The organism is Salmonella sp. SSDFZ69 (genome assembly GCF_004010755.1).
Classification (GTDB): Bacteria; Pseudomonadota; Gammaproteobacteria; order Enterobacterales; family Enterobacteriaceae; genus Salmonella; species Salmonella enterica.
In genome coordinates this window covers 4,296,892-4,315,022 of record NZ_CP034831.1, presented here as the reverse complement: position 1 = coordinate 4,315,022, position 18,131 = coordinate 4,296,892, and the positions used below count along the sequence as shown (strand labels likewise).

The following is an 18,131-nucleotide window of genomic DNA, read 5'->3' as shown; positions in this document are numbered from 1 at the left end:
CTTTAACGCAGTGATAACTTATATTGTTTCACTTTGCTTTGGATTGTGTTTTTTAAACTAAAGTAAGGCACCCAGGGCAATGCTGTGTTCCAGGGGCGAGGGGAACCATGAAAACAGACTATGCTTGCTCCGTCAGGTAATTTTCCATTACCTGTCCCATCGTATAGTTCAGGGTTAAAACCAATCATTTTTGGTGTTGCTATATTAGCTTTGTAACTAATAATTCTTCCGGGTAAGATGTTTTGCCATCTTTCAGCATCTTGACATATTCTGCCGATAAATCCTTGATCGCCATGATAGGGCGGGGTTCTTATGGCATTGATTTCCTTTTCAGGATTTTTCATAAATTCATCCCACACATTTTTTTTTGCGGGTGCAGGAATAAACATAATACCTGTTGCTGGCGCAACTGAAGCACCATGCTGAGAAAAGTCATTAAGTAATGTTATTTTTTTCATAGTTGTCAGAGGAGTAATATCTCCCACAACAACGCTATCTATATCAATATAGAGAATATCCTCATTACCAAGAACAGGATGCAGTGGATTGAAAAGTTCTAGTTTTGCCCACCATCCTGGCCAATCATACAAAAGAGGCGCTGTATTTACCCCTTTTATCTTTAGCGCATCTGTTAAACAAACAGAATCATAACCTTTGAGCTGCTTATGTAACCATTGAGCATGTTTTGTGGTGAAGTCTTTGCTTTGTCTGAGCACAGAAACAATAATCATTATATTCCCCGGTGAATATTAGGTGTTTTTAGCCATGTTCCACTATATTTAATGTGCTTTATATTGCAACAAAATTAGTGTTCATATGGTTATTGAAGTTTAATTACATTCAAGATGTGAATGTAATTAATTTGTTTATAATGTTATTAATATATGTAATGTAAGTTGATAAATGGTTTAGTGATTGTTTTGTCTTTTATATTTCCATGGGGAGATATAAAATAAGAGTTGGGATGGGAGTGATCTTATTTCCCCTTTTTACTGCTCCCAGCTCTATATCAATTCCAAATTTGGAATTTAGCTTGCGATTAATCCATAATCCAGTTTTTTCTGTTTTTTTTGAACCATAGATATACATCTCATTTTCCAGACGCCACCAAAATAAAAAATTACGACGGCGATTGTTATTTGCCTGCATAAGTAATCGACATAATGAAAATTCATTCCTGCGAATAATCTCATGCCGCCAGTATTCCCGTAATCCACTTCCTTTTTTAGATATGGAAAATAATAAGCAATGTAAGAGTTTGATTTTTTCTTCCTCCAATGAAGAAAACTAACTTGTTAAATAAATGTTACTATCGTAGGAGGTTCACGTATCAATTGGTAAAAATACTATAAGATGGTTTTTTATAATACTTCATTTGCTATGCAAACTGAACATTTGATGCTAACAAATAAATACTAACGGGTATTACTTAATTCAACACCGCCGGGCTTTATACCCGGCGAGAGATTCAACAATCGTATTGCCAGCTACTGACTAAGGCATAAAGGTGGCTGGGGGAGTAGCGCCAGCTATCGTTTAGTCCGAGAAATTCAGCGCAAAACTCGCTGCAAAACAGTTTATCTTTGCGCTCCCGGTTATACAGCGCGATACCGAGCGCGCCCTGCCAGTCATAGCGTTTGCCGTTATGTTTGCGGAAAAAGGCCTCCACTTCCGGCAACGTGGCCTTTAACGGTAGCTTATCCCACTTATCGTCCGGTAACGGTATTATCTTTCCCCGCACGCCGCGATCGCGAAACGATGCAGAGTAGCAGAGGTATTCATTACCGCCGTGCGCCACCGCCAGTTCACAGTGAGAGTAGATACCGCGCGTGACTTTGCGCGTGAGCCAGTCGGCAAACCTGGCGATGCCGCGATACTCCGATCGCCCCTTATAGCAAGCGAGCCAGACGGTGGTTTGACTCATGGCTGCCAGCCTGATGAGTAGTCGTAGTCGAGCACAGCCTCGATATCCTCCAGCGCCTCTACCGCCGCAATATGCCGCTGCGCGTTGGCAAACAGGCGCATATCGTGATCCACGGTGACGGTTTCAAACTGCGCGGCGATGTCGTTGGTCAGTTTAATCAAACCGTTATTTTTGGTCTGCCACATTAACCCTGCCGGAATCTGCTTTGCCTGACCCATTCTGGTGAGTGACATTTGCTGAATACGGCTGTTAGCATCGCTGTGGAAATGGTTGCCGTCGATAACGATATAATCGGCGGTAACATCATCACGGTGAGCTTTGATTGCCTGTATAACTTGTGCTTTTACACTTTCAAGTGCTGAGACAAATAACGCTTCGTCATATACCCACTCGTTTCCCTGTAATCGGTAAAATTTTCCGGGTGGCGGTGTAGTAATAAATTCAAGAGGGTTAAGGCACACCCAACAATTTTTATCTCTTAGTCGCCACTGCTCATCATCTATAGAAATTACTGAGTCAGGTAACACTACGTTTAATGAAGAAGTATCAATCCAGTCTATAACCTCAAAGGTTGCCGGATGGTAATATGCATATTGAGTCATATATTCACCATGAGATTTTTACAAAACCGCTAGAACCGCGTCCACCAGCGTATCCTGATAAGGCTATATTTAAGCTGTTAACCGACGCTCCACCACCACCTCCAGCTCCGTAGCCACTCGCATTGCTTCCGTTAGATAAAACTGCGCCAGTTCCTCCTTTCCCAAAGAAAGTAGTTTCAGCATTACCACCTGATATAGAGTCCAACTGGTTAGAACCGCTTAAAGGTATTCTTGACTGAACAATGCCTCCCGCTCCTCCTGCCCCCCCGTTGGCGACAACATCTATAAAAATTGAGTTTCCACCGTTGATCCCAGAATTCCCAGCCTGTCCTACTTGCACCACGTTTCCAGTAGGGTTGCTATTAGGTAATACACCACCAGCCCCACTAGCGCCCCCAGCCCCCACGGTTACTGGATAATTATTTCCCGCAATAACGGGGACAATAGCAATCTCTGGCTCTCCACTTTTGCCAGCATTACCACCTGAACAATAGAGAAGACCATCTGTATTACTCGTATGCCCTCCACCTCCACCACCTCCACCGCCTCCTAACATTTCCACAAAGACCTGAGTCACCCCATCAGGTACCGTAAACGTACCGTTAGCCGTAAAAAACTGATAATGGGAATGATTAGCCGGAGCCGCTGCGCTCGCCTTGTCATACGCCGCCTTTACCGCGCTCGGCGTCGCCGCCTCCGTCGTACTGGTGCTGTCGGTGGCGTTATTAAGCTTCACGATCCCTTTTTGCGTCAGCGTGCCGTCCGGGACGCCGGTGATCTGCCCCCAGGCGTGAGTATGGTTCGCCGGGGCCGCCGCACTCGCCTTATCCATCGCCGCCTTGACCGCACTGGGCGTTGCCGCTTCGGTGGTGCTGGTGCTATCGGTGGCGCTATTAAGCTTCACAATCCCTTTTTGCGTCAGCGTGCCGTCCGGGACGCCGGTAACCTGGTTCCAGACGTGAGTATGGTTCGCCGGAGCTGCCGCATTCGCCTTATCCATCGCCGCCTTGACCGCGCTCGGCGTTGCCGCTTCCGTTGTGCTGGTGCTGTCCGTCGCACTGTTAAGCTTAACAATCCCCTTTTGCGTCAGCGTACCGTCCGGAACGCCGGTAATCTGGTTCCAGGTATGCGTGTGATTACGCGCTTCCGCCATCGCCGCTTTTACCGCCTTTGGCGTAGCCGCTTTGGTTTCGTCATCGCTGTCGGTGGCATTACTGAGCTGCGTAAAGCCTTTCTGCGTTAATGTCGCATCCGGGTGATTTGTCGAATGTTCATGCTCGTCCAGCCGGGCATCCACATAGTCGCGCGTCGCCAGCACGATGCTCGGATCGACCGTCAGCGTCACCGCCGTGGTGTTGGAGACCTCCATAATCAGGCGGATACAAACCTGCTTGCCACAGCCGCCGGGCAGCAGCGGTTTGTAGGATTCCGGGAACTTGCCGATGGCGATTAGCTCGCCCTCGTCGTCGAATACGCCCACTTCACGTACGTACCAGCCGCCAATCTCTTCCGGCAGTACCAGTTCGGCAATCAGCCAGTTGGGATTATTCGGCGCAACGGTCAGCGTATTCATCTCGCCGCGCCAGACTTCGTGGCGTAATTTGGCCTGGCTGGCGGTCGGTTCATAATATTGTCCGCCGCCGTCGCCAACCGCCATCTTTTGTAGATGTAGCTGTTTTTTGTCCGCAAGGGCGCTGGCGATTTTCGCCATTCCCCTGTCGGTCAGGAGGGTATAAAACTCATTATCCATAATTACTCCGGGTAAATAGATGTAATTTCAAGGCTCCATTGCCCTGTACCGAAATAGATCGGTTTAGTTTGTTGAACTTCCAGAACCTGGAAGGGTAAGACGGTCGTTATTTCTCCACCGTAAAGCGCGCTGCCGATAACAGGAATAGCGCTTTGGTTAATTATCCAGACAATTAACGCTTCCAGCTTTGAGCGCACGTTCTTATACTCATGAATAAGATCGACCAGGTTATTAAACAGATTTTCATCCATGCCCTGGTTAATTAGCTCAATTTCAACCTTAAAAAAATAAGCCTTACCGCCATACTCAAACCATTCGGAAATCGTGCCGGGTAAGGATAATATTTCCAGTACGCGGCGAACGGCCCAGGGAGTTCCTTTATATTTATGCAGTTCAATCGCCTGTTTAATTAACTCTCGTTTCTCCTGTTCATTGGCGGCAAATAGCCAGCCTTCAAGCCCCTGAACATGAAACTGCCCGGCCAACGAGGGCAGTGCCGAGGCATCAACGATATCCACCAGATAGACCAGCAACGCCGTCAGGTCGATTTGCGCAAAGCGTTCGGCGGCAATATTCGCCAGAATCGAAAAACATTCGTCGCTGGCCAGCGGCGGCAGAAGCAGTTTATCCATCGCTGACCCCGGCAATCGTCACGTCAATGGCCGTGCATTCCGCCCATTCGTGTGCCTGCAATACCTTTTTCGCGGGCATATCCAGCGCCACGTCGTAAACGCCATCAACCTGCAGCACTTTAATTATCTGGTTTGGCACAATGTCCTGGCCCAGCCGGGTCTGGCGCGAGCGCGTCCATGTATTAATCGCTTCACGCGCGGCGGCAAGCGTCGTCTCCTGATCGGCGGTGGTAAACAGCGTCAACCGGGCGCGGATCTGATAAGGTACGCGCGGAGAACATTTAGCGCTCACCTTATCGGTTAGCGGGCGCTTTTTCTCTTTGCTCACCTCCCGTTCGATCTGGGCAAGAAGCTCTGGCCCCGGCAGACCGTTCAGGGTCAGCGGATAGAGTTCCACGCAGCCTTCCGCCAGCCCTTCATCCGGCCCCAGCACTGCCACGTCGATAATCGACTGGCTGACCGAGAGCGTATGGAAGCGATAGGCGCCATAGCTGCCCGCGTTGCTGAAACTTTCCGGCGCTAGCTGGACGCGTTTACGTAGCGCGTCGTCGTTCTCTTCGCCGCAGCCGCCACTTGAGGCCGTCAGATTGGTGACGCTGAGATCGTAATTGCCTACCCGATCCACCAGCGCGCTGATTTGCGCAGGCTGCCAGTTATTGCCGGATTCACCGGTTCCTACACAGGTTGCAGTTACCGCAACGTTCAGGCTGCCCGCAGGCAACAGAACATCTTCGTCGGTGGCGAACATCACGCTATCCGACGCGCTGGCGCGGGTACCCTGTGGAATCACCAGGTTACTTTTAGCCGCTTGAGTAACAGAAAACTGCAGCGTGGTTTTCGCCGCCTGAGCGGGCAGACGGTGAACGCCAACCAGCTCGCCTAAATAATCCAGCATCGGCGCACGGGAATACGCGACCAGGTTTTGCTTCGCCGCCTCCTGGATGGCGATGCGGACAAGGTTTTCACGATAAGCAAACAGGTCAATGAGCAGCCGCTCAGCCTGCGCCGGATAGAGTTTTTTACCGCTGGCTTCTTCATATTGCGCAATCATCTCGCTGGTGATTTGCGCGGGATCGCGGTCAATAAAGTCGGGTTCGGCTATCGCCATAACACCTCCGTTGAGTTGATTACGCCGTCTGCGGCGCGCCATTGCACGCGTAACGTCAGGTGTTCACCGTCAATCGTCGGCGTCACCTTCAGCAACCGGCAGCGGGGTTCCCACATGCGAATCGCTTCCACCGATTCGCGAACAACGTGCGGAATGGCCCGCTCGATCGGGTAATCGATGTAGCGCCACAGATTGCTGCCAAAAAGCGGCCTGTGGGGATCGCTGCCGCGCGGCGTGCGCAGAATGATGTGTATTGCCTGATGAATATCATCCAGCCCGCAGACGTATTCTTCAGGACGTTGCAAGGCAGGTTGCCAGTGCAGGGTCGAGGGTCGTGTTTTCGTGTTCATGAGGCTATTTTCGCCTTCCGGCGGGGGGAGAGATATTAAAGCGCTTTAAGGAAATAATTGATGGCGGGGTCAGAATGTGTTTTGCCCGGCGGCGCTTCTGCGCTTACCGGGCCTGTGTTGATGCACATTTTGTTAAATGGCGAAGATCGCGTTTTACGTAAAGTTAAAATGAAATTGCTGTAATTTCACCTTTGCCTACAGAAGCGTAGTACCAGAATTCATCATTGATTTCTGCGTGCTTCATTTTTTCAACTGGAATCGTTTTCTGCCGTCCATTAACCGAGAGTGTGATCGAACCCGTTAGCTGCTCCCGGCTGATAATAGCGAAATCCCCGCGGGTGTTGCTATAAGCCGTCGTTTCATTGGGAAGGCTGTGCTTCGCTCCATTAGCGATTACAGAATAATCAAAATTGATTTTCTTTTTGAAAATAGCTTGTACATGATAATACTCGCCGTAAACAGCAGGATCATGGAATAAACCAAAATGACCACCGCTATTTTGCAACTTGACGAAATAATAGTCAGGGATGATAAACTTCTGTTTACCTGCCGCTATTTCTTTAGTAATGATTTTTTGTCTTACGATTTCCTGTCCGGCCGTTTTTTTATAACCGTTAAGCATCAATGAATAGGACCAAAGGAATACGATACCACAGAGTACAGTCACGGCAGTTACGCCTACGACTCCAGCCTTAACGCCACTTTTCAACAGGGCGTAAGCGATGAAGGAGATAGCTAAAAGGAAAAACATAAACGTACCGTTCATAACCCGATCGGGGTAGGACGGCGACGCGAACATGATTAAGGAAGTGCTAATACCTATACATACGACTAACGCAGCGCAGATAAGGGACGTTTTATCAATTTTGGCGCGAATCTGCTTATTGAATATGACCAGTAAGACCAGCAATAACAAAACAACATAAGCTATCCAGATCAGCGCCAGATGGTTATGAACGCGTTCTGTTAAGTGAATGAAAATACGTTCAAAAATCGGCCTTCCATACCAGAATTCTTTGCCGCTGGCGCGGATGAAATTGCCCGGAGAAAGTATCAATACGCATGAACCTGCGATTGCACAGAGACTATAAACTATCTTATTGCGCGAAACAGATTTGTTTTGCCATAACTCGTATGCAATGGCCAGAACAGAAATAAGCGAGACGAAAGGTGAGACGCTTTCATTGGAACAGCCTGCCATAAAGCTTAGTAATGCAACCCACGGGCTGATCGCTTTACTGTTTTTTATTGTTATGGTGTAAAAGAAGAACAGCCATGCAACAACGAACAGATTCGTCCACAAATAATTCGCAGCACCAACGATCCAGAAAGTGGTTTGACCCAAATTCGGGTTCGAAATCCAGTAAGTGAAGAATATTAGTGGGAATAATAAGTAGTCGGATTTATTCCAGCGTAATGTACCTGAGGGTATCTTCACAATGAAATAACAAAATGCCAGTGTCGAAACGGCAGCGCTGATGGAATACACGAGTTGAGAACGTGTATACAGGATGAGTGCGCTGGTGTAATCAGCTATAATCCTGCCACTCCATGTCATATAATGATGAAAATGTGATTCCGGCGAAATTCCTAAAAGGTAATAGCGGTAATCATCAGAGTGAATGGGGGTATACCATTCAATAAGAAAAATGGCCAAAAAAGCCAGTAGTATCATCGCCGTTTTCGGTAATATCTTGAGCATAGTAATCATTATTCCATCATTGTTTTTTTGTTTTTCACGATATAGCGGGGTCTTTGCTTCACCTCCGTGTAAACGCGTCCGATATATTCACCCATGATGCCTATGCCGATAAGCTGGATGCCGCCTAAGAAGAGAATCGCGGTCATAAGCGAAGGATAACCAGGAACAGGGTTTCCCCACATCAATTTATCAATGATCATCCACATGGCATATATCAGGGAGAGGGCAGAAACGCTCACTCCTATATACGTCCAGATACGCAAAGGGAAAGTAGAAAAACTTGTAATCCCCTCCAGCGCCAGGTTCCAGAGTTTCCAGCCATTAAATTTTGAGCTACCTGCGACACGTTCAGCACGGGCATATTCGACAACATCTGTTTGACCTCCAACCCATGAAAGTATACCTTTCATGAAAAGGTTACGTTCTGGTAATAGCTTGATATTTTCTACAATCTCGCGCGACATCAATCGAAAATCACCGACATTCTCTTCAATCTTTGGCGTACTGATTTTGTTATGCAGCCTGTAGAACCACTCAGCGCTTTTACGCTTCAGGTGGCCATCCGTTGAACGATCGATACGTTTAGCTAGCACCATTTCTGCACCAGCCTGCCATTTATTGATCAAATGTGGGATTACTTCGATGGGATCTTGTAAATCAACATCGATAGGGATCACCACATCTCCGGTCGCGTAATCCAATCCGGCAAAAAGTGCAGGTTCTTTACCAAAATTGCGGGTAAATGAGATCGGAACAACAAGAGGATCGGCAACAGCTAATGCGCTGATGATTGATTCAGTCGCATCGTGACTCCCATCATTAACGAAGATAATCTCAACGTTATAAGGTTTAAGTGAACTGTATTCTCTGACCGTTTTATAGAAAATAGGGATCGCGTCCTCTTCATTAAAGACGGGAACCACTAATGAAATTTTCATTTCTCATTCCTGAAAACAATGAATCTGGAATATAAAAATCCGCAAATAAGGCTAATTGCGGAAAATACAATGAGCGTAAAAATGGGAGGCATAGCACACTTGTCGCCTGTCCATCCCACGACAGCGCTCAGCACGCCCATAAAACCGACGTACAGCAAATAACGTCCGGTTGATACGCTGGCTCCAAAGGTAAACCGGGCGTTAGCGAAAAAACTAAAACTGACAGCGACAGCAAAGCCCGTTACGTTTGCCAAAGCCTGACTTGTTTGAAATCCATAGACGCAAAGGGCAAAGATAGCCCAGTGCAAAGCAGTATTAAGTACGCCTATCGAAACGTACTTTATAAATAATTTTATCATTATAGCAATCAAGAAGTTGTAATTCAGCGAAGTCTACCAGACAAAACTGAGAGGATCATTCCTGAACAGCAGATTTTATGTAAACAGGGCGAAGTTAAAGTAAAAAATAGCGTTAGTTTTCCAATATACATATATGCAATATTTGCAGCGCAAAGTGATTACATTTTCATCGGAAATAGCGCGCGAAAAGGGACTAATCACGTTGCGCTGAAAATAAATATCCTCCAGCAATTTGCCCGGTGGCGCTTTTGCGCTTACCGGGCCGGTGTTTATGCACCTTTTGCAGGCTGGATAAGGCGAAGCCACCATCCAGCAGCAATTTGCAGGTTAGTGAGAGTGGTGGTTGGAGTTGCCGCCGCTGTCCATCACTGAACCGCTGGCGTTAACGTTGCCGAGGACATTCACGTTGCCGGTAATCACCGCGCTGTTTCCGACGCCGCCGCTGCCTGCCATACCGCCAAGCCAGGTGAGTTTTTTCATCACGGTAACGTCGCCGGTAAAGGTGCTGAGCGGCGCATCGACGGTGACATTCAGCGCTTTAATGCCCGTATGGGGCGCTTCCACGTTGACATCTACCGCCTTGACGCCCACGGAGGTGGCCGCCACGTCTACGGTTTCTGATATCACCGTGACGTGCTGCGCCCTGACCTCTACTTGCGGTGAAGTAAGCTGCGTACGTTCCTTCACTTCAATGACGATTTTTTCTATGCCGCCGTTGACGGTGAGCTGGTGTAACGCACGGTCATATTCAAAGGCCGCGCCGTCGGAAAACTGCACGTAGCGCTTGTCGCGCGAGGCCAGCGGCGCGGTATCCACGCTGGAGTAGACCGCGCCCAGCACCACGCCATCCTCGCCGTTGTCGTCGAGCAGCACTTCCACCTGTTCGCCAATATCCGGCAACCAGTAATCTTTGTTGTCCTGTGTGTTGCGTTGCAGCACCGCAAGCCAGTTACTGCGCAGGTTATCGCACTCCGGTAGAGTGACTCTGACGCGCACGACCGCCTCATCAATATCGCTGATAATCCCCGTCTGGCGGGTAACGCCTTTCATATTGTCTCCTTACTGGCTGGTTGCCGGTCCGCGTGAAATGTCGATTTCGGTAGTGTAGCCGCCGCTGCGCGTGAGTTTGTGCATGGATTTATCAATCAGCCACTGCCCGGAAAGTACGCCAAAATCGCTCAGTTCTATCTTGTTGCCCGCCGTCAACTGCGGGCAGCCCATCATGCTGAGCGTGCCGGTTTGCTGGTATTCGTTGTGGCTGTCCAGCGCGGCATTGGCTTTAGCCTGCGCCGCGCCGGTATCCGGAGCGCGACTGTTAATCTTCAGGGTATCGGCGCTGGTCGCCGCACCGCGCGCCGAGGTCTTTTCCTGGCTGTCATGGGTGTAGATAACCAGTTCTTTTTGCTTGCTATTTTGATGCTGCACGGTGGCGTTTTTGTAGATCCGGTTGATGGTATCTTTGAACGTGTAGTGCGAAATATCCGTCCGCCTGAGCGTCTTCACCGGCGCCAGACAGCGCAGCGTCGGCAGATGCGAAAAGATCAGCTCCGTCGCTGTCACTTTCACGGTATAGCCATATTCACTCGCCAGCCGTTTGAGAAACGCCACGTCGGTTTCGGCATATTGCGTAACCCGATCAATCGTCAGCGGCGCAATCTTGCCCACCAGCGTTAAACCGTGTTTTTGCGCGATGCGACTGGCGATGGCGGAAAGCGTCGTCTCCTCAAAGCCCTGGCTGTTTTTGGTGCGTAGCGCTTTGCTGACCGAGGTGGCGATACCGTCGATATTGACCGTCGAAGGCGGCGCGCTGATATCAATTTTATCAATGACATAGAGTCCGCAATCGAGCAGATCTTCGCCCTGGTAGCCCAGGCGCAGCGCCAGCGTGTCGCCTTTTCCCGGATACCATTCGTTTACCCAGCGCCCGGCGCTATCTTCTAGCGCAATGGCAATAACATCCGACTCGTTTTTAATGCTGTCGCTGTAACTGATGCTGGTGACATAAGGCGCAATGTCGTAAGTGATCTCTTTATGTCCGTACCAAAGGGTAAAAATGGGCGTCAGGGTGGCGAACACCCCGCCGGATACCGTTATCTCAGCCATGGCGGTAGCTCCGGGGTCGTTTGCGTGACGCTGATAACCGGGATGATCAGCCGCACGCCTGACGGTAAAACCGGCATAATAGCGACGTGCGGATTGGCTGCGATGATGCGTTCGTAGGCCAGCGCATCGCCGTAATAGCGCCAGGCGAGATTATCCCAGCGTTCGCCGTCGGTGGTGACATGTTCAAGGTAGCGCATTACAGACTCCTCGTAATATCGGCGGCGGCAAGCTGGCTCACGTCAGGGGCGCTTGTTTGCAGCGTGCCGCGCGCCTGATTGACCAGCGTCGCGGCGCTGTCGTAAGTCGCTTCCGCGACGCTGCTGGTGATAGCGTCAAACAGCGATTCAGCGTGTTCGATAAGCGTGCCGGCATCGCCCGCGCATTCGCGGATCCCCGGCAGGCTGTCGATCAGTTCCTGCATTTTTGCCGCCAGCGCTTTCGGCAGCCCGGCCAGCGTTTGCAAATCCAGCGGCTGCTGGAACAGCGCGTCTATCGAACTCATGGTTTTTTTCAGCGAATCGACGATATCGCCGCATTTTTCTTTCAGCGCTTTGGCTTCCTTCACCAGTTCTTTCGCCTGGGCGATCGTTTTTTTGATGTCATCAATGGCGTCGGCCACCTCATCCATCATCTCTTTGGCTTCACGCATACCCTCTTCAACGGCGCTCATCAGTTCATCGAACCAGGAATCGCTAACGTCGGGAAGCTCATCCAACATCTCGTCAATGTTCGGTTCCTGGGTGGTGATGGCCGGAGGCAGCAACGGGCTCTTCGGATCGCCGGTGTACTCCTGTAGCGACAAACTGCCGCCCTGGGCAATGACGTTACCGTAAGGATCGGTGTGTTGGTGGGTAGCGGTCAGATCGGTAATCACGAACCAGCCGCGATAATCGCCGTTGCCGAACACCAGCGCCATCGCCTGGTGCGCGGTCATCGCTTCCCGCAGACGGTTCAGCTCGGTGGTCGGCTGGCAATACTGACTATGAAAGTTGAATTTCAGGGTGATTTTGTCCAGCTTATCGCCGATAAATTGCACGCCCGGTTTCCCTTCAATACGGGCATGGCTGGTATAATCCACGCCCATCGTGCTTTCAAATTCGTCCCAGTAAGCGACGACGTCAAATTCTATTTCGCCTAATACGGCATACATTATGCGTACTCCCGGCGCCGTTGTTGCGCCATGACATCGTTAATCATTCTCTCCAGCTCGCGTTTGCTCAGCGACAGCACATTGTTGATATCTTTGGCGGCATTCGCGCCGCTTCCCTGCACGGTAACCTGCGGGGAAAAGTGTACCTGCACGTTGCTTTGCGCGCGGGAGGGCAGCGTATAAGGTTTCCCGCCGGATTTGCCGGGAAGCGCGGCTGGCGTCGGCGGCGTGGCGGCGCTGTTCGTCTTCACAGGCTGCGGCGAGGCCATCGTTTTGGCCGTGGACGCCAGCGGCGTTGTCACCGCTTTCGCTCCCGATACCAGCGGCGCGCTGGCCTGTTGCGCGACCATTGTTCCGGCAATACCGGGGACGGCGGCGGCGACAGACGGCATTTCAGCGCTGATGCCCAGCGCGCTTTTCGCCCAGTCGGGGATCAGCGCTTTTATCTTCTCAATCGCCCCGTTCAGGAAAGGAAGCGCATTCAGAATGCCGTTGATCAGGCTATCGAGAATATTGCCGCCAAATTCGCTGAAGCTGGCGGGGAGTTCAATGCCAAACCAGTCCAGTACGCTGGCGAAGGCGCGGTAAAACAGCCCCAGCGGCGACCAGTCGAGAATCAAACGCGTGACGCCGGCAATGCCTCCGTCAAAGGCGGTTTTGATGCGCTCCCAGACTCCGGCAAAGAAACCGGAAATCGGTTCCCAGTAGCGATAAAGTAAATAGGCGGCGCCTGCGATAGCGGTGATAGTCAGGCCGACAGGGTTCATCAGCAGCGCCCGGCCCAGCCAGATAAACGTCTGGCCGACCAGCCGTAGCCCGCTCACCAGACCCCGACCCAGCAGCGTTGCCAGGCTTTTCGCACCGTTGCCAAACGATTTCAGAACCGACAGCGCGCGACTGCCGCCGCCCAGCGCCAGACCGGCTTTGACCTTCAGGAAGATATCGATCAGGCGAATAAACGGTGACGCAATGAGGTTTGCTCCCAGCCTGAGAATATTCAGCGCCCCGTTGAACAGCCAGATAACGCCAACGATTTTAGCGACCCCTTGCACCAGCGCCGGATTTTCCCGCAGCCAGGCGCTGAACTGCCGCACCAGCGGCGTGATGCTTTGCGCCAGTTCGCCAATGGCGGGCATCAGCTCCATACCGACGGTCAGCCACAGATCGTTAAGTGAAAGTTGTAACGCTTTGGTCTGTTCTCCGGGCGATGTCATTTTCGCGGCGAAGTCATCATCGATAAAATGTTGCTCCGCCGCCTGCATTGCGGAGGCTTTTAGCTGGCGATATTCGTCCATATTCGCCAGCATCGGGGCGAGAAAATCCCGCGTTTGCGCATCGCCGAACATCGCGCCGAGGTTAAATTTCTCCGTCATGGCCTGTAGCGCGTTGCCGCGCGCGGAAAGATCCTCAATCTTCATGGTTTGCCTGAAGGTGTCGAGGATCTGCGGGTTCATTTTCTCCAGTTGCATCTGCACGATGTGGGCCATCGCTTCCGTCACACCGATCCCGTTTTGCTGATGCTCCAGCAGCGATCCCTGAAGATCCACGCCCTGACGGGCAAACCAACTGTCCGTCTCTTTCGAGAAGGCGGATTTCAGGAAATGGTCGAAATTCGCTGCCGCCACGCTTACGTCAGGGGCGTTTTTCATGGCGATTTGCATCGTTGCGGTCAGTTCCGCAATGCCTTCTTTCCCCTGAGCGCCGGTTTTTCCGGCAAAGGCATTAATCCACTGAGTTTGTTCTGCAACGGAGCCGCCGCCGCTTTTTGCCACGCTGTACAGCATACTTTGCGCAAAACGGAAGTCGTCAGGGGCGATGTTCAGTTTGTCGCGAGTGGCCAGAGCCGCCTGCGCCCAGCTTTGCGCGCTGTCGCGGGAGGCGGTCGCGGCTTTGGCGATATCGGGCATGTAGCGGCTAAGATCCTGCAATGCGCTGACGCCGCCTTCGATCATCGTGGCGGCGGCGCTTTGCAGATCTTTTTGATCCTGATTGAAATCAAGGCTCCAGTCGCGGAGATTCAGGCTCAGAGCGTCCCGCGCGGTGTTATCCATACCGCCTTTCGCCGCCATATCGACCATGTTGCCCTGAAATTCGTAAGGCAGCTTCCAGTCGGGAGTCTCAACGTTCAGGAGCTTGCCGAGCTGTCCGGCGAACGTTTGTGTTTTTTCCAGCAACCCGGCGCGCTGTTTATCGTTCTCTTCCCGGCGAAGGGCGGAGTTAGCGAGCTGTTGCGTAAGCCGGGTGATTTTTGTTTGCTCAAAGCTGAGCGTGTGCAGCGTGCTGGCGTTGAGTGAGCCGTAACGGGCTATTGCCTGCGTCAACGTCTCATTACGCGCCTGAAGCTGAGTAATAATGTCGTTGGCCAAAATAGTGTCTCGTATAAGTTGCCCGGTAACAGGCTGCTTGCCGGAAAAAGGACAGGGAAGGAGTGAACCGGGCTTGGGTCAGGAAACCCGCAGGCATTAAGCCTGCGAGTCGTATTCGTGTTTAATTTGCGCGCTGGCTTCGTCCAGCCAGCAGGTAAAATCGTCAACCGACAGCGCGTCAATTTCACTGGGCGGAAAGCGAAACCACCTCGCCAGCAGCGCCATTGCCTGCCACAGTTGCTGTGGGTTCTGTAGCCATGCTAAGCATGGCCTGAAATCGTTTCTGCAATGCCTGATAGTCCAGCAGATCCATTTCTGCCAGGTCTTCGGTTACCAGCCCGGTCATAGCCGCCATCAGCGGCTCATCCCACTCTTCCGGTTTATCGCTGGCGCGGCGCGCGGCGCGCATATCTTTTACCTTCAGGCGACGTAATTGCAGAACGTCGATACGTTCCCCGGCGGCGGAGGTAAACGGGAATTGCAGGGTATATTTTTCGTTCATGGTGTAGTCCTTATTCGTCGTGTTAAATTCGGGGCCGTAGCCCCGAAGTAATTAACCGCCAATATTATTGCGGTAGGCATTTAATTGATCCGCGCCATTTACGCGGAAAATATTCGCCAGATAATCCAGTTCAAGAAGCGTTTCACCATCAACCACCTGTTTAATATAAGTGCAGCCGAAGGCGCTGCTAAATTCCGGGTTTTCATTCTGTTTAAACGTTCCCAGCGGGTTCTTTTTAAACATTACGGTCATATGCGTCACCAGCGCTAACTGATCCGCTTTACCCTGCGAGTTATAACAATCGATGCTGGAGCGGCACTGCAATGCCACCGCCTGCCACGGGTTTGCCGTTTTACGCATGACGTCGTGGTAAAACGAGTTCCATTTAATTTCACCTTCCAGTTTGTCAAAACCGGCAGGTAGCTCAATTTTACCGACCATCCCCAGCGCTTTATGCTCCTGCATAATCATGCTGATGTCAGGCAGTTTAATTTCACTCGCGCGACCTAAAAGATTATTACCATCAAGATAAATATTGGCGTTGGTAATACGGTTAATTTGAATTTTTCCAGCCATTAGCGATTGCTCTCCAGAGAAACTAAATATTCAGAGGTAATTTCGGTTTCAAACGTCAGACGTTCCAGCGGCGGCGGCGGGGTGAATTTGTAGCTCAGCAACAGATGCCCGGCGGCCAGTTCAGTCTGTTCATTACGCGCCGGGTCGTACCAGCATTCAAAGCCCAACAGCGCGCCGTCGGCAATCAACTTGCGGCCCCAGGTGTTCACCGATTCGGTTAGCGCATCGATCAGCGCCTGATTAATCGGCATATCCATATACTGCTGGCTGAAATAGCGAATGGATTCGTTAATCACATCACCGGTACGGCGCACGTTCTCAAAGTTACGCATATGAGTAACGGTCGGCCAGGCAGCGGTACGGTTGCCCCACAGGCGCAAACCGGAGCCATAGCTGTTGAAGATGGTGGTGATGCCGTTTTCGTTCAGTTGATTCACTTCGCTTTGCGGATCGTCGATCATCGCTGACAGCGAGCGCTCTACGCCGGTAATGCCCTGAATTTCCTGATTGGAGTTGCTCCACCAGAAGCCTTTTTCCAGATCCACTTTGGCACGCAGGCCAGCGGCGCGGGAGGAGAGCGGTTCCAGGACTTCGCTGTCCGTCGCGCTGTCGTACACTTTAACGTGCGGATAGCACAGACGCGCGCGATCGGAACTGGTATTGAAGTTAATCGCCCCCTGCGGGCCGCGCCCTGCCAGAACCTGCTGGAAAGTCGTGCCGATGGGCGCATCAATGTAGGTAATGGCTCCCAGCGCTTCTGCCTGAGCGATAAGCTTAACGGCGACCGAGTTTTGCGTACAAAAGACCGGCGCAATCAGGATCTTTGCGTAAAAACCAAACTGGTTCCAGGTGTCCTGTAACAGCTTCATGCCGGTACGGTCACCCGCGGTGTTTACCGCGCCAATAATATCGGCGGCAGTCACTTTGGTGGGGTCCGCGTAAGTATAATTTACATAGGCCTGAACGCCGGGTTTCAGGTTGGTCCCCATGCAGGTGATTTTACCGGTCAGCATATCAATGGTGTAATCGGTGCCTTTGATATAAGCGTTTCCGGCGTTCGTGCTGCGGCCAATGTTCATCGTTTGCACGGCCCCGTGCTTGAGTTGAATCTGACCGTTGTCATCAACCTTCACGGTTTCACTGGGAATGGTACTTTTGTGTACCGCCGGATTCAGCACGTTAATCACCACGACCGTCCCCGCGCCGTGATCGTAGATCGCCTTCAGCGCCTGCGGGATGGTGAAATTTGCTAGGCCTGGGCCAAACTGCGCCGCGTCGCTTTCAGAAAGGCACAGCGTTGGCTGGTTAACCGGGCCGCATGGCGCGGTGCCGATCAGACCAATAACCGCAGATTTAACCGCCTTAACCGGACGTGGGCCGGTTTCGATCTCAATGGTCTCTACACCGTGCAGGTAATTAGCTGCCATGGACAATTTCCTCTTCATTAGTTTCTACTTCTTGCGTAACCACTGGCGCCAGGTGACGGCGGGCAATCATGGTGATTACCCACTCGTTATCTTCCGGCAGCGAGATTTCGCTATTGGGCCACAGTAAGACTTCCTGACCGTCGGCGAGCGTGACGCCGCTTGCCGGGCCACTGTAGATATATTTCATTGAATTTCCTCATAATTAACGATTGTCAGCAGGGGGGAGTCCTTGCTTTCCTGTTCCGCGATAAACAGGGTGCTGGCGGTCATATCCAGGGCGTAACGGCAGAAGTTTGCGGCGTCGCCGATATATTTTTCGCTTTCCAGCCAGAGCGGACGATCACAGTCGGGAAGTTCAATGCCCCCCAACGAACGACGTAGACGATCCAGCGCGTTTATCGCGTCACTTATTTGCGGAACAATAACAGTGGCGGAAATCCGGATTAGTTGTTTTTGTACCGTGGCATCCGTATTTTCTGGTTCGGCAAAAACCGAACCGCAGTAGTGAATTAATACCGTTACCTGCTGTCCTGTTGGGATATATACTTTCGCATCGGTTGATGAAATATGTATATCCATATCAGGGTTTAATTCACGTAGTCTATTCGCCACGGTATGTACAACAGATAATGTTTCCATATA

Annotated in this window: 21 protein-coding genes and 1 pseudogene; all 22 read right to left on the bottom strand. The window is 51.1% G+C overall.

Annotation, left to right across the window (positions count from 1 at the left end):
* Positions 1–2: 2 nt before the first annotated feature.
* The 22 genes and pseudogenes from EOS98_RS21350 to EOS98_RS21245 all read right to left on the bottom strand — a co-directional run bounded on the left by EOS98_RS21350 (position 3) and on the right by EOS98_RS21245 (position 18,128).
* Positions 3–731, bottom strand: coding sequence for a hypothetical protein (locus EOS98_RS21350; RefSeq protein WP_000587743.1), 729 nt, complete (start codon positions 729–731; stop codon positions 3–5).
* A 196-nt stretch (positions 732–927) separates the two neighbouring features.
* Positions 928–1,217: pseudogene (locus EOS98_RS21345) on the bottom strand (hypothetical protein).
* 251 nt (positions 1,218–1,468) lie between these two features.
* The gene (locus tag EOS98_RS21340) at positions 1,469–1,924 is read right to left on the bottom strand and encodes a hypothetical protein (protein WP_023203255.1); all 456 of its coding nucleotides are present in this window, start codon (positions 1,922–1,924) and stop codon (positions 1,469–1,471) included.
* On the bottom strand, positions 1,921–2,526 hold the full coding sequence (locus EOS98_RS21335) for a DUF4376 domain-containing protein (protein ID WP_126524374.1): 606 nt from the start codon (positions 2,524–2,526) through the stop codon (positions 1,921–1,923). The genes EOS98_RS21340 and EOS98_RS21335 overlap by 4 nt, the downstream gene beginning before the upstream one ends.
* Positions 2,527–2,530: 4 nt before the next feature.
* Entirely contained in the window at positions 2,531–4,276 is a 1,746-nt protein-coding gene (locus tag EOS98_RS21330) for a tail fiber protein (RefSeq protein ID WP_126524373.1), read from the bottom strand.
* A 2-nt stretch (positions 4,277–4,278) separates the two neighbouring features.
* The gene (locus EOS98_RS21325; RefSeq protein ID WP_126524372.1) at positions 4,279–4,908 is read right to left on the bottom strand and encodes a phage tail protein I; all 630 of its coding nucleotides are present in this window, start codon (positions 4,906–4,908) and stop codon (positions 4,279–4,281) included.
* Positions 4,901–6,016 (bottom strand): baseplate J/gp47 family protein, encoded by a 1,116-nt coding sequence (locus EOS98_RS21320; protein WP_126524371.1) that lies wholly within the window; start codon positions 6,014–6,016, stop codon positions 4,901–4,903. The genes EOS98_RS21325 and EOS98_RS21320 overlap by 8 nt, the downstream gene beginning before the upstream one ends.
* Positions 6,007–6,366, bottom strand: coding sequence for a GPW/gp25 family protein (locus tag EOS98_RS21315; RefSeq protein ID WP_001093501.1), 360 nt, complete (start codon positions 6,364–6,366; stop codon positions 6,007–6,009). Before EOS98_RS21315 ends, EOS98_RS21320 begins: the two co-directional genes overlap by 10 nt.
* A gap of 163 nt (positions 6,367–6,529) precedes the next feature.
* Positions 6,530–8,077 carry a DUF6056 family protein gene (locus EOS98_RS21310; protein ID WP_126524370.1) on the bottom strand — a complete coding sequence of 516 codons (1,548 nt, stop codon included), beginning with the start codon at positions 8,075–8,077 and terminating at the stop codon, positions 6,530–6,532.
* Positions 8,077–9,006 (bottom strand): glycosyltransferase family 2 protein, encoded by a 930-nt coding sequence (locus EOS98_RS21305; protein ID WP_000703634.1) that lies wholly within the window; start codon positions 9,004–9,006, stop codon positions 8,077–8,079. The genes EOS98_RS21310 and EOS98_RS21305 overlap by 1 nt, the downstream gene beginning before the upstream one ends.
* Positions 9,003–9,365, bottom strand: coding sequence for a GtrA family protein (locus EOS98_RS21300; RefSeq protein WP_000593184.1), 363 nt, complete (start codon positions 9,363–9,365; stop codon positions 9,003–9,005). The genes EOS98_RS21305 and EOS98_RS21300 overlap by 4 nt, the downstream gene beginning before the upstream one ends.
* Positions 9,366–9,692: 327 nt before the next feature.
* A complete protein-coding gene (locus tag EOS98_RS21295) occupies positions 9,693–10,415 on the bottom strand; it encodes a phage baseplate assembly protein V (RefSeq protein WP_000679392.1) in 723 nt (240 codons plus the stop codon).
* Positions 10,416–10,424: 9 nt separating this feature from the next.
* Positions 10,425–11,468 (bottom strand): phage late control D family protein, encoded by a 1,044-nt coding sequence (locus EOS98_RS21290; protein ID WP_126524369.1) that lies wholly within the window; start codon positions 11,466–11,468, stop codon positions 10,425–10,427.
* The gene (locus tag EOS98_RS21285; protein ID WP_001269716.1) at positions 11,456–11,665 is read right to left on the bottom strand and encodes a tail protein X; all 210 of its coding nucleotides are present in this window, start codon (positions 11,663–11,665) and stop codon (positions 11,456–11,458) included. The genes EOS98_RS21290 and EOS98_RS21285 overlap by 13 nt, the downstream gene beginning before the upstream one ends.
* A complete protein-coding gene (locus EOS98_RS21280) occupies positions 11,665–12,618 on the bottom strand; it encodes a phage tail protein (protein ID WP_000271428.1) in 954 nt (317 codons plus the stop codon). Before EOS98_RS21280 ends, EOS98_RS21285 begins: the two co-directional genes overlap by 1 nt.
* On the bottom strand, positions 12,618–14,984 hold the full coding sequence (locus tag EOS98_RS21275) for a phage tail tape measure protein (protein ID WP_126524368.1): 2,367 nt from the start codon (positions 14,982–14,984) through the stop codon (positions 12,618–12,620). Before EOS98_RS21275 ends, EOS98_RS21280 begins: the two co-directional genes overlap by 1 nt.
* Before the next feature lie 96 nt (positions 14,985–15,080).
* Positions 15,081–15,209: a GpE family phage tail protein gene (locus EOS98_RS21270; protein WP_001185654.1), complete on the bottom strand. Its 129-nt coding sequence runs from the start codon at positions 15,207–15,209 to the stop codon at positions 15,081–15,083.
* Positions 15,169–15,486 carry a phage tail assembly protein gene (locus EOS98_RS21265; protein WP_001003640.1) on the bottom strand — a complete coding sequence of 106 codons (318 nt, stop codon included), beginning with the start codon at positions 15,484–15,486 and terminating at the stop codon, positions 15,169–15,171. The genes EOS98_RS21270 and EOS98_RS21265 overlap by 41 nt, the downstream gene beginning before the upstream one ends.
* 51 nt (positions 15,487–15,537) lie before the next feature.
* Complete coding sequence (locus EOS98_RS21260) at positions 15,538–16,062, bottom strand: phage major tail tube protein (RefSeq protein WP_000907494.1); 525 nt, start codon at positions 16,060–16,062, stop codon at positions 15,538–15,540.
* A complete protein-coding gene (locus EOS98_RS21255; protein WP_000729848.1) occupies positions 16,062–17,489 on the bottom strand; it encodes a phage tail sheath family protein in 1,428 nt (475 codons plus the stop codon). Before EOS98_RS21255 ends, EOS98_RS21260 begins: the two co-directional genes overlap by 1 nt.
* Positions 17,479–17,676, bottom strand: coding sequence for a hypothetical protein (locus EOS98_RS21250; RefSeq protein WP_000875313.1), 198 nt, complete (start codon positions 17,674–17,676; stop codon positions 17,479–17,481). The genes EOS98_RS21255 and EOS98_RS21250 overlap by 11 nt, the downstream gene beginning before the upstream one ends.
* The gene (locus tag EOS98_RS21245) at positions 17,673–18,128 is read right to left on the bottom strand and encodes a Gp37 family protein (RefSeq protein ID WP_000449439.1); all 456 of its coding nucleotides are present in this window, start codon (positions 18,126–18,128) and stop codon (positions 17,673–17,675) included. The genes EOS98_RS21250 and EOS98_RS21245 overlap by 4 nt, the downstream gene beginning before the upstream one ends.
* Between the last annotated feature and the right edge of the window lie 3 nt (positions 18,129–18,131).

Coding starts and splice junctions, on each gene's coding strand:
- EOS98_RS21350 (WP_000587743.1), bottom strand. CDS start 731: ATGATTATTGTTTCTGTGCTCAGACAAAGCAAAGACTTCACCACAAAA.
- EOS98_RS21340 (WP_023203255.1), bottom strand. CDS start 1,924: ATGAGTCAAACCACCGTCTGGCTCGCTTGCTATAAGGGGCGATCGGAG.
- EOS98_RS21335 (WP_126524374.1), bottom strand. CDS start 2,526: ATGACTCAATATGCATATTACCATCCGGCAACCTTTGAGGTTATAGAC.
- EOS98_RS21330 (WP_126524373.1), bottom strand. CDS start 4,276: ATGGATAATGAGTTTTATACCCTCCTGACCGACAGGGGAATGGCGAAA.
- EOS98_RS21325 (WP_126524372.1), bottom strand. CDS start 4,908: ATGGATAAACTGCTTCTGCCGCCGCTGGCCAGCGACGAATGTTTTTCG.
- EOS98_RS21320 (WP_126524371.1), bottom strand. CDS start 6,016: ATGGCGATAGCCGAACCCGACTTTATTGACCGCGATCCCGCGCAAATC.
- EOS98_RS21315 (WP_001093501.1), bottom strand. CDS start 6,366: ATGAACACGAAAACACGACCCTCGACCCTGCACTGGCAACCTGCCTTG.
- EOS98_RS21310 (WP_126524370.1), bottom strand. CDS start 8,077: ATGATTACTATGCTCAAGATATTACCGAAAACGGCGATGATACTACTG.
- EOS98_RS21305 (WP_000703634.1), bottom strand. CDS start 9,006: ATGAAAATTTCATTAGTGGTTCCCGTCTTTAATGAAGAGGACGCGATC.
- EOS98_RS21300 (WP_000593184.1), bottom strand. CDS start 9,365: ATGATAAAATTATTTATAAAGTACGTTTCGATAGGCGTACTTAATACT.
- EOS98_RS21295 (WP_000679392.1), bottom strand. CDS start 10,415: ATGAAAGGCGTTACCCGCCAGACGGGGATTATCAGCGATATTGATGAG.
- EOS98_RS21290 (WP_126524369.1), bottom strand. CDS start 11,468: ATGGCTGAGATAACGGTATCCGGCGGGGTGTTCGCCACCCTGACGCCC.
- EOS98_RS21285 (WP_001269716.1), bottom strand. CDS start 11,665: ATGCGCTACCTTGAACATGTCACCACCGACGGCGAACGCTGGGATAAT.
- EOS98_RS21280 (WP_000271428.1), bottom strand. CDS start 12,618: ATGTATGCCGTATTAGGCGAAATAGAATTTGACGTCGTCGCTTACTGG.
- EOS98_RS21270 (WP_001185654.1), bottom strand. CDS start 15,209: ATGGCGCTGCTGGCGAGGTGGTTTCGCTTTCCGCCCAGTGAAATTGAC.
- EOS98_RS21265 (WP_001003640.1), bottom strand. CDS start 15,486: ATGAACGAAAAATATACCCTGCAATTCCCGTTTACCTCCGCCGCCGGG.
- EOS98_RS21260 (WP_000907494.1), bottom strand. CDS start 16,062: ATGGCTGGAAAAATTCAAATTAACCGTATTACCAACGCCAATATTTAT.
- EOS98_RS21255 (WP_000729848.1), bottom strand. CDS start 17,489: ATGGCAGCTAATTACCTGCACGGTGTAGAGACCATTGAGATCGAAACC.
- EOS98_RS21250 (WP_000875313.1), bottom strand. CDS start 17,676: ATGAAATATATCTACAGTGGCCCGGCAAGCGGCGTCACGCTCGCCGAC.
- EOS98_RS21245 (WP_000449439.1), bottom strand. CDS start 18,128: ATGGAAACATTATCTGTTGTACATACCGTGGCGAATAGACTACGTGAA.